At 49.5% G+C, this 9,687-nt stretch carries 6 protein-coding genes; 5 read left to right on the top strand and 1 reads right to left on the bottom strand.

The genetic code is table 11. From position 1 onward, the window contains the following. Positions 1 to 310: 310 nt before the first annotated feature. The 3 genes from mutS to D0C16_RS22520 all read left to right on the top strand — a co-directional run bounded on the left by mutS (position 311) and on the right by D0C16_RS22520 (position 4,064). On the top strand, positions 311 to 2,974 hold the full coding sequence (gene mutS, locus D0C16_RS22530) for a DNA mismatch repair protein MutS (RefSeq protein WP_151034419.1): 2,664 nt from the start codon (positions 311 to 313) through the stop codon (positions 2,972 to 2,974). Between the two features lie 229 nt (positions 2,975 to 3,203). After that, positions 3,204 to 3,527, top strand: coding sequence for a ferredoxin FdxA (gene fdxA / locus D0C16_RS22525; protein WP_151034418.1), 324 nt, complete (start codon positions 3,204 to 3,206; stop codon positions 3,525 to 3,527). A gap of 228 nt (positions 3,528 to 3,755) precedes the next feature. Beyond that, complete coding sequence (locus D0C16_RS22520) at positions 3,756 to 4,064, top strand: PilZ domain-containing protein (protein ID WP_151034417.1); 309 nt, start codon at positions 3,756 to 3,758, stop codon at positions 4,062 to 4,064. A 64-nt stretch (positions 4,065 to 4,128) separates the two neighbouring features. On the opposite strand, the gene D0C16_RS22515 is transcribed toward D0C16_RS22520, so the two are convergent. Next, positions 4,129 to 4,866, bottom strand: a complete 738-nt coding sequence (locus tag D0C16_RS22515) for a VacJ family lipoprotein (protein WP_151034416.1) — start codon at positions 4,864 to 4,866, stop codon at positions 4,129 to 4,131. A gap of 321 nt (positions 4,867 to 5,187) precedes the next feature. Between D0C16_RS22515 and D0C16_RS22510 the strand changes: the two genes are divergently transcribed. Beyond that, positions 5,188 to 6,861, top strand: a complete 1,674-nt coding sequence (locus D0C16_RS22510) for a hypothetical protein (protein WP_151034415.1) — start codon at positions 5,188 to 5,190, stop codon at positions 6,859 to 6,861. A gap of 104 nt (positions 6,862 to 6,965) precedes the next feature. After that, positions 6,966 to 9,668 carry a TonB-dependent receptor domain-containing protein gene (locus D0C16_RS22505; RefSeq protein ID WP_151034414.1) on the top strand — a complete coding sequence of 901 codons (2,703 nt, stop codon included), beginning with the start codon at positions 6,966 to 6,968 and terminating at the stop codon, positions 9,666 to 9,668. Positions 9,669 to 9,687 lie beyond the last annotated feature (19 nt).

The raw sequence follows: 9,687 nt of genomic DNA, 5'->3' as shown, positions 1-9,687 counted from the left end.
TTTCCTAGATTCCTATTGCGAATGTTTAATCCTGTCGCCCCTCCGCTATCCAATCGGAATGAGGAGCCATGACACCATAACTATTTAAAATTACAAACCTTTGAATATACCAATACTTCTTCATAAATGGCAGAGTTATGCCCAAAAAACATAAAAAACTCCAGGTTCTTGTTAGCCCAATTTGTTTCGCCATTGCACCTTTTCACTAATGAATTTGCAGATGTCGATCTAGACGATTACCCACCCTTTACCCACCCTCGATTTCCCGTAAAATGGCCGGCTCATTTCGCTCCAGATCCGGTTACCCCCTATGTCTAGCACCCTCGAAGCCAACGACAGCCACACCCCCATGATGCAGCAGTACCTGCGCATAAAAGCACAGCATAAAGATGAGCTGGTGTTTTACCGCATGGGCGACTTTTACGAGCTGTTTTTTGACGATGCCAAAAAGGCCTCTGAACTGCTGGATGTGACCCTGACCGCACGCGGCAAGTCCAATGGCGAGCCCATCCCCATGGCCGGGATCCCTTTCCATGCAGCCGATGGCTATTTGGCCAAACTGGTAAAGGCCGGCGTTTCGGTCGCCATCTGCGAACAAATTGGCGACCCGGCGACCAGCAAAGGTCCCGTTGAACGCAAGGTAATGCGCATAGTGACGCCAGGAACGGTGAGCGATGAAGCGCTGCTCGATTCGCGCCGCGATAACCTGTTGGTTGCATTACATCAATCGGGCGAAACCTTTGGTATTGCTTCATTAGATATGGCTAGCGGTCGCTTCCTGGTATTGGAAGTGGAGGGACTGGAAACAGCGCTGGGCGAATTGCAGCGTTTGAGCCCCGCCGAATTGCTGATTAGCGATCACGTCACTACACCGGCATTGGCAGAAAATCGCAAAGGCTTGCGCCGTCGCGGCCCCTGGGAATTTGATCTGGAAACCGCCGAGCGTTTGCTGATCCAGCAATTTGCCACCAAAGACCTCGCCGGTTTTGGTTGCGATCATTTAAAAACGGCGATTTGCGCGGCTGGCTGTCTATTAAGTTACGCGCGCGAAACCCAGCGCACCGCGCTGCCCCATGTGCGCAGCCTGGCACATGAAAATCGCGATGAAGCGGTGATTATGGACGCTGCAACGCGCCGCAATCTGGAGCTGGATATCAATTTAACCGGTGGTGATGAACATACATTGTTTTCTGTATTGAATCGCGCCGCCACCAGCATGGGCAGCCGGTTACTGCGTCGCTGGCTGAACCGTCCACTGCGTGATTTGGACTTATTGATTAACCGCCAGGACGCTATTGCAGAGTTACAGCAAAATTATGCGTTTGAAATTTTTCACGGAATTTTAAAACGTGTTGGCGATATGGAGCGTATTTTGGGTCGTCTGGCATTGCGCTCGGCGCGCCCGCGCGACTTGTCTCGACTACTGATGTCGATTGCAACCTACCCTGAATTACAAAATGAATTAGCCACCAAAAAATCAGCGCAGTTAAAAAATCTGGCAAAGCAGATTTCTACCTTTCCCGAAATGGTCGATTTACTCTCACGTGCGATTATTGAAAATCCGCCAGTGGTAATTCGCGACGGCGGAGTAATTGCAGAGGGCTACGACGCCGAGCTGGATGATCTGCGCAACATCAGCACCAATGCAGGACAATATTTATTGGATCTGGAAACACGCGAGCGCGAGCGCACCGGCATTCCAACGCTAAAAGTGGGTTACAACCGCGTGCATGGATATTTTATTGAGCTGACCTCGGCTCAATCGGAAAAAGCACCCGCCGATTATATTCGTCGCCAGACACTCAAAAATGCCGAGCGCTACATCACGCCGGAATTGAAAGAATTTGAAGATAAAGCGCTCTCCGCGCAAAGCCGCGCACTTGCGCGCGAGAAAGCCCTTTACGAAGAACTGATTGATATTTTAAATGCGCAATTAATTCCTCTGCAGGATTCCGCGGCGGCAGTTTCAGAATTGGATGTAATAGGCACACTGGCAGAGCGCGCGGATGCGCTGGGCTTTTGCAAACCCAAGTTATCGCTCGCCGCCGGTATTCATATCACCGGCGGTCGTCACCCGGTGGTAGAGCAAGTGACTAGCGCTCCCTTTGTACCCAATGACCTGGAATTTAATCCGCAACGCCATATGCTAATCATTACCGGCCCGAACATGGGCGGTAAATCGACTTATATGCGGCAAGCGGCATTAATCACTCTGCTGGCCCACATTGGCAGCTTTGTTCCCGCACAGGCCGCCGACATTGGAATTGTGGATCGTATTTTCACGCGTATTGGTTCAGCGGATGATCTGGCCGGTGGTCGCTCGACCTTTATGGTGGAAATGACCGAGACAGCAAACATTTTGCACAACGCCACCGCACGCAGTTTGGTGTTAATGGACGAGATTGGTCGGGGCACCAGTACCTTCGATGGTTTGTCACTCGCCTGGGCCTGCGCAAAACATCTCGCTGAAAAAGTGCGCGCCTTTACATTGTTTGCAACACATTATTTTGAAATTACCACGCTGCCTGAAACAGTTCCCGGCATTGTGAATGTGCATTTGAATGCGACCGAACACAAAGACAATATTGTGTTCCTGCATAAAGTACAGGAAGGTCCGGCCAGTAAAAGTTATGGTTTGCAAGTTGCAAAACTGGCGGGTATACCTGCGGCGGTATTAGCAGAGGCACACCAGCAATTACAGCTATTGGAAAATGGTGAGCATCCGCACTCCATTAAATCTTCAGCGGTGCTACCGCAAGCACAATTCGTAGAGGAACTTGCCGCGCCAGCAGCACCGCTAAATACGCAAGCACCGGCAACTCCGTTAGAGTCGCCGGCGCAATCCGGTTTATTTGATACTTTACCGAATCCGGCTTTGGCCGCATTACATAAAATCAATCCAGACAACTTATCGCCACGCGAAGCGCTGGAACAACTGTATCGCTTGAAAGATCTTTATGCGCGCGGCAAGTAACAGGAAAAATGCATCGGTAAATTGAATATGGTTTATCGATTAAATTTCTATTTAAAAAGAACCATTCTCAATTGCGCTTTTTCAAACGCAATTGAGCGATTTTCAGCGCTGATTCCCGGCAAAAAGCCTACCCAAATCGGGCTTGGCTGTTTAGAATGCGCGCTTCTTGCGTAACGCCAGGCGGCGACGCACACCGATTACTGAATTCTGTTACCTGTGGGAGTCTCCTATGACGTTTGTAGTTGGGGAAAATTGCATCAAATGTAAACACACTGACTGTGTGGAAGTTTGCCCCGTAGATTGCTTTTACGAAGGCCCCAATTTTCTGGTGATTCACCCGGATGAATGTATTGATTGCGCCCTGTGCGAACCTGAATGCCCGGTAGGTGCCATTTTCTCTGAAGACGAGTTGCCGGATGATCAAGCGGTATTCCTGGAGTTAAACGCGGAATTAGCGCAGGTTTGGCCGAACATTACCGAGATCAAAGATGCCCCTGCCGATCACGCTGAGTGGGATGGTGTTCCGGGCAAGCTGCAATATCTGGAGCGTTAATCGCCCCCCATGTGGGATATCAGGAAAACCGCGCACTGCGCGGTTTTTTTTCACCTTTCGTCTGCAACAACGGACTCTGTCGAAGGCTTGACCATAAACATTTGTTCTATTGAAAGCAGCACCACCACAATGACGGCTCAACCCCCTGTGCTACACTCAGAACAGTTTTAAACCGGTCAGGCATCATCAAATAACGATCACAACAACCAATAAATTGAGGAACAAGCTATGGGGACTAACGATAAGCCTTACAGCGAAAAGCGCGATTTTATCCGGATGAAAATCGGCGCTCCTTTGAATGCCAGGTTGGCAGTTGCATCCGAGACCCTTGAAGGCCTATGTGTTGATCTTAGTGGAGGCGGGCTGCAAGTTGAAACCAACCAACCCCTGCCGATTGGGACTGAAACCGAGGTAGAAGTTTCATCCGGCCATGGCCATAGCCCTACCCTGAGAGCCAAGGCCAAGGTAGTGCGCGCGCTGGTAGGCGATTCAGGAGAGCATGTATTAGGACTGGAAATTATCCAGATTCTCGCCTGATTAATTTGCCCCAAATAAAAACGGCTACCCTGGGTAGCCGTTCGCAGATAAGTCGCCCCCAAAATTACTCGAAATCATCTTCGCTAAAATCCTCAGTACCAAAATCATCCTCAACGGCACCATTGTTAATCAAGTAAGCGCGGCGCTGCAGGTAGACATCGCGAATAAACACATACTTGTCACCCGTCAGGTTTTTCTCCAACGACAACAACTGCGCGCGGGTGTTAAGCAGAGATATCCCCTTTACCGTATTCTCCGTAGGTACATGGTCGATATAGTTGGTAGGGTCGGTATACCAATCGATCGGTTTACCCAGACCATCTCGCACCGTACTTGGCCCAAGCAATGGCAACACCAGATAAGGGCCCTGCCCTACTCCCCATACCGCCAGGGTCTGGCCAAAATCTTCGCGTTCGTCCGCTGGCAAATTCATATATTGAGCAACATCCAACAAGCCGCCCAACCCCAGGGTCGTATTCACCAGCAAGCGCCCAGTGTCATGACCAGCGCCTTTCAAGTCCCCCTGCAGCACCCCGTTAATCACATTGGGCACTTCCAGCACATTGGAAAAAATATTGGACACGCCCGTTTCCAGTGGATCGGGCATTACGGCTTTATAGCCCTTGGCGAGTGGTTTTAAAAACCAGCGATCCAACGTGTCGTTAAAACTGAACATGGCGCGGTTAAAGCCTTGCCAAGGGTCAGGATTTACAGATGCCTGCTCATCCTCTGCCAGCACAGAAACCGGCGCAGCAAGACCAACGATAAGACAAAACGAAAAGGGTTTAAGGAAAGGTTTCATAGAATCCCTGTAATCACGACAGCGCTTGAACAGCGGCAAAAGATAGGTGTCACCTTCGGTAACGGGTGTGCCACTTTAACGAAAGGATCGAGCAGCGACAACCATCTTTACGCCGCTAAACCCGCTTGGTTACAAATTGCAACAACCCCATTTCTGACACATTCCTGCCATTTTTTAGCAATAAAACTTTCACAAATCTGTCGTCCAAATTTCACATTTGTCATCAAATATAGCGCCACCAACGCGAAAGCAGAGCTAAATCACAAAAAGCCGCGCGTTCACACATTTCCTTTACCCCTGTGAAATTGAGAGAGTGACCTCATGAAACTGAAAAATATTTTTGCGCTGAATGTAATGGCTGCTGCACTGGCGGCGTGCGGCGGTGGCGATGTAAACCTGAATCCAAGTAACTCCGTCACCGACTCCAACAACACCACCATCAACAACCCGGCCAACCCGACTCCAGCAGTCAATCCTTGCGCTAAGTACGAGCAAGATGGTCAGACTTTCCAAGGTGCACAAGACGGCAAAAACTGTGTGTACAACACTAGCTTCGCCTCCAGTGCCAAACAGTTAAAAGTGAGCCTGTCTATTCCTGAACTGGCTGACAATGGCGTGCATATTTTCCAAGGCGCACTGTTTATTGGTGAAGATGTGGATAGCAACGTTGCCGCTGCTGGTAAGCGCATTCCACAAGAAGGTGAAGGTGCAACGTTGAACGTTGCCGCTGGTGCAAAAATCGCATTTGAACGCGGTGAAGATTACGTGCGTATTGCGCGCGGCTCAAAAATCATCGCTGAAGGCACCAAAGCCAAACCGATCATTTTCTCTGGCGTAAAAGATTTGCGCGATAAGACCGCCACTATTTCTGATCGCGGCCTGTGGGGCGGTATTCAAATTAACGGTAACGGAAAAACCAACAAGTGTACCGACGCACAGCGTCAACCTACCCCAACCAACGTGCACGGCTGCCACATTACTTCTGAAGGCTTACCAGGTACTTATGGTGGCAATAACAACACTGAAAGTTCTGGTACCTTGAAATACGTTATCGTTAAACACGCTGGCTACAAGGTAGTAGAAGGTAATGAGCTGAATGCGATTACCCTGAATGCGGTTGGCTCCAAAACCATTATTGATTACGTTCAATCCTACGCTGCTCAAGATGACGCTTTCGAATGGTTTGGTGGCGCAGTTAATGCAAAACACATCGTCGCCGTAGGCACCTCTGATGATGGTTTTGACTTTACCGATGGCTACACCGGCAACATCCAATTTGCATTGTCAGTTCACCCAACCGGCGTAGGTGGTAACAACTGTGTTGAAGCAGATAACACTGGCGTGGGCCGCGCTGACGACATTGCGCCGCTGACCAAAGTGCGCATCTCCAACCTGACTTGCGTTACCAACAACGTGGTGAAAAATCAGGGAACTACTCCGTCACCCGATGGCGACTCTCTGGGTCTGCTGATTCGCGAAGGTTTCTTCGTGGAACTCTACAACAGCGTAGTAACCTCTAACGCTAGCGGCATGGCTTCCAAAGCGCTGTTTACCTTCAATGACACCGAAGGCCCACAAACCATCAAAGGTGCTAACGACGGTTGGTCCGTTGCCAAGAGTAACCTGTTTGCTGGTACTGCAGGTGTAGCACAATCAAAAGTTGACCCATCTAACGCTGGTTTTACCACCGCAGCCTGGTTAGCCAACACCACTAACAGCAACAACACCGTGATCACCGCCGCAAACCAGTTGCCAGTGAACGTGTTGAAAGGCTCCGCAACCAACGATAAAGCCTACTTGACCCTGGCTGCGCTCACCGATGCCACCACTGCTCCGGTGACCATTGCCCTGTTAGACGTAAGCAAGTTGGCTGACAGCTTCCAAGCCGGTGCAGTACCCGCAACCGGAACCAGCACTTTCTTTGTAAACCCCACCCACATTGGCGCTGCATCTGAAGCGAATGACTGGGTAGCCGGCTGGACTTTTGGCCTCTAATTGAGATCACACACTTTCACGTTGTGATCCCCCGACAGAGGCGCCTCCGGGCGCCTCTTTCTTAAGAAGCCATCCCTATTGCCTGTTTAAACAAGGTTTTTACCATGCAAAGATTAAATACCAAGCGACGCCAGCTTTTTCTGGCCATCACCGCCGCTTCATTGGGTATTTGCAATATCGCCACAGCCCAGGAAGCTGAAACTCAGGAAGCTCCCGATTCTGGTTTAGCAATAGAGGCACCGGTAATTGAAGAGATGCTCGTTACGGGGCGTCAACAAAGTGCGGCACAATCGGTCGTCACCGAGCGGCTCGAAGAAGCCTTCGCCGCTGACCTGATGAGTTCCGACCAAATCTCCCGTACCGGAGACTCCAACGTTGCCGTGGCCCTGACCCGTGTCACTGGCGTAACCCTACTCGATGGTAAATACGTTTACGTACGCAGCCTCGGTGAGCGTTACTCCAGCACCACATTAAATGGCGCCGCAGTTCCATCGCCTGAATTGACGCGCAACGTACTGCCTCTCGATTTGATTCCCTCATCAATTGTTGAATCATTAAAAGTTCAAAAAGCCTATTCACCAGAATTAGCGGCGAACTTTGGTGGTGGTGCAGTTGATATTCGCACTAAAGGCGTACCCGACGAGTTCGTGTTTAGCATCGCGATGGGTTCAGGCATGAACTCAGAAAGTGATGACGGATTAACGCACGCCAGTCACGGCGAAAAACACAACATGCCAGCACAAATGCGCGAAGCATTAAATACCTATCAAGGCAACTTGAGCGAACAACGCATTGGTGATTTTTACAAACGTGCAAACCCGACTGTCACCAACGCTGAACGCGATGCCTTCGCGACGCAAACCAATCGCGATTTATTATTATCATTAAATCGCGATGTAGAAATTTACAAAAAGTCCTTACCTGTAGATTTTTCCGGAAGCTTGGCGTTAGGAAATAGCTGGGATTTAAATGATGACATTTCCCTGGGTGCCGTGGTCAACTTCGGTCAGGACACCAAATGGCGCAACAAAGACCAGGAACGTCGCGACATCGGCTCTCCAGAAGATCGCTATTCCAAAACCGAACGCACCAGTGAAGAAACCCGTCAGGTAATTTCTACCAATCTGGGCCTTGATTACCAGGATATGCACAAGCTGCAAGCCAGCGTGTATCACATCGAAAACATTCACGATGAAGCGCGTATTAAAACCGGATTCAATGGCAGCAACTACACACTCGCCGAAGGCAGTGAATACGTGTTCTACGATACGCGCATGGAAAACCGCGAATTGGAAGTGGGCCAACTTACCGGTGAACACAAACTTGATCAATTGAATAACGACTGGCTGGACACACTGGTGTTTGATTGGTTTTATTCTGATTCTACGGTTAAAACTGACGTACCCAACCACACCACCGTTGCCGGGGACAACACCGTCGATCCAACCAGTGGTGCATTTATCAGTACACAATTATCGCCGCGCGCGGCTATGGCCAGCTTTGAATTTCTCAATCTCGAAGACAGTGTAATTAGCAATGGCTGGAATGCGAAAGTGCCACTGATGTTTGATCGGTTGGAATTAACACTCTCCGGTGGATTCAATTACAACGAAAAGTCGCGTGAGTATTACGGCTATACCGCCAATATTGATGCCGGCGGCAACCAAAGTAGCGTGCTCAGTGGCAATGTAAATGACGTGCTCAACAGCAATCGCACCACCGATCTCAATAATAATTTTGACTTGAGTGTCGGCGGTGGGTTCGGCACCGAAAGCTATGTTGCGGGACAAATTATTGAGGGTGCTTACGGGATGTTCGATGCGAACTGGGACGAGACCTGGCGCATTACCGGCGGTGCACGCAAAGAAACGTTCAAGCAAGGTTTATTACCCGTAGATCTGTTGGATTATACCGGCAATAGCTTGGTAAAAATCATTGATGATATTGCCAACAACCCGGATCAACGCTACGGTTTCGCGCAAGAAGATTGGTATCCATCACTTGCCATCACTTACATGAACGAAGGCTTTATGAATACCGAAGCCTTTCAGGTTCGGCTGAGCGCCAGTGAAACTGTCGTGCGCCCTGACCTGCGTGAAATGTCGGACGTAGTTTATATCGACACTGAATTGGGTATGAAAGTAAAAGGAAATTCGCGCTTGGAATTTTCTGAATTAACGCATTACGATCTGCGCGCGGAATGGTTCTTTGATAGCGGCAATAACTTTACTGCCACGTTATTTTACAAAGACATTGCCAATCCCATCGAAAGTACTCGCTTGCCTGGTTCGGATGACGATGTAATTCTCACCTTCGAAAATTCTCTGAGTGGTGAAATCTACGGTTTGGAAATGGAAATATTGCGCGATCTCGGCGCAGGTTTCTTCGCCTCATCCAACCTGACGCTGAGTGAATCAGAAATTGTTTCACCCGAAGGCCAGGGTTACACCAACAGCACCCGCCCAATGACTGGTCAATCCGAATATGTACTTAACGCGCAATTGGGTTTTGACTCGGAAGATGGACAACATAGTGCATCGCTGGTGTATAACCTGTTTGGTGAGCGTCTGTTCTTTGCCGCGCGCAACATAGGCACCCATCAAGATGCCTACGAGCAACCGTTTAACTCGCTGGATTTAACCTACTCCTGGTATGCGACGGATAACGTCACCACCAAAATAAAACTCGGCAATATCCTCAACGAGGAGCGCGTGTTTGAACAGGTTAATTCTAACGGCGAGAGCGTCGACATTTTAAAACAACAGGTAGGAACCAGCTTTAGCTTGGATGTGAAATACACCTACTAGGATGTAAGTGTTACTCAGG

The sequence above is a fragment of the Cellvibrio sp. KY-GH-1 genome (assembly GCF_008806975.1).
GTDB lineage: Bacteria > Pseudomonadota > Gammaproteobacteria > Pseudomonadales > Cellvibrionaceae > Cellvibrio.
The sequence above is the reverse complement of the archived record's forward strand: the minus strand, read 5'-3'. Positions and strand labels throughout refer to the sequence as shown.

What these genes read in the sequence shown, in the direction of transcription:
- mutS (WP_151034419.1), top strand. Translation starts at nt 311, where the DNA reads ATGTCTAGCACCCTCGAAGCCAACGACAGCCACACCCCCATGATGCAG.
- fdxA (WP_151034418.1), top strand. Translation starts at nt 3,204, where the DNA reads ATGACGTTTGTAGTTGGGGAAAATTGCATCAAATGTAAACACACTGAC.
- D0C16_RS22520 (WP_151034417.1), top strand. Translation starts at nt 3,756, where the DNA reads ATGGGGACTAACGATAAGCCTTACAGCGAAAAGCGCGATTTTATCCGG.
- D0C16_RS22515 (WP_151034416.1), bottom strand. Translation starts at nt 4,866, where the DNA reads ATGAAACCTTTCCTTAAACCCTTTTCGTTTTGTCTTATCGTTGGTCTT.
- D0C16_RS22510 (WP_151034415.1), top strand. Translation starts at nt 5,188, where the DNA reads ATGAAACTGAAAAATATTTTTGCGCTGAATGTAATGGCTGCTGCACTG.
- D0C16_RS22505 (WP_151034414.1), top strand. Translation starts at nt 6,966, where the DNA reads ATGCAAAGATTAAATACCAAGCGACGCCAGCTTTTTCTGGCCATCACC.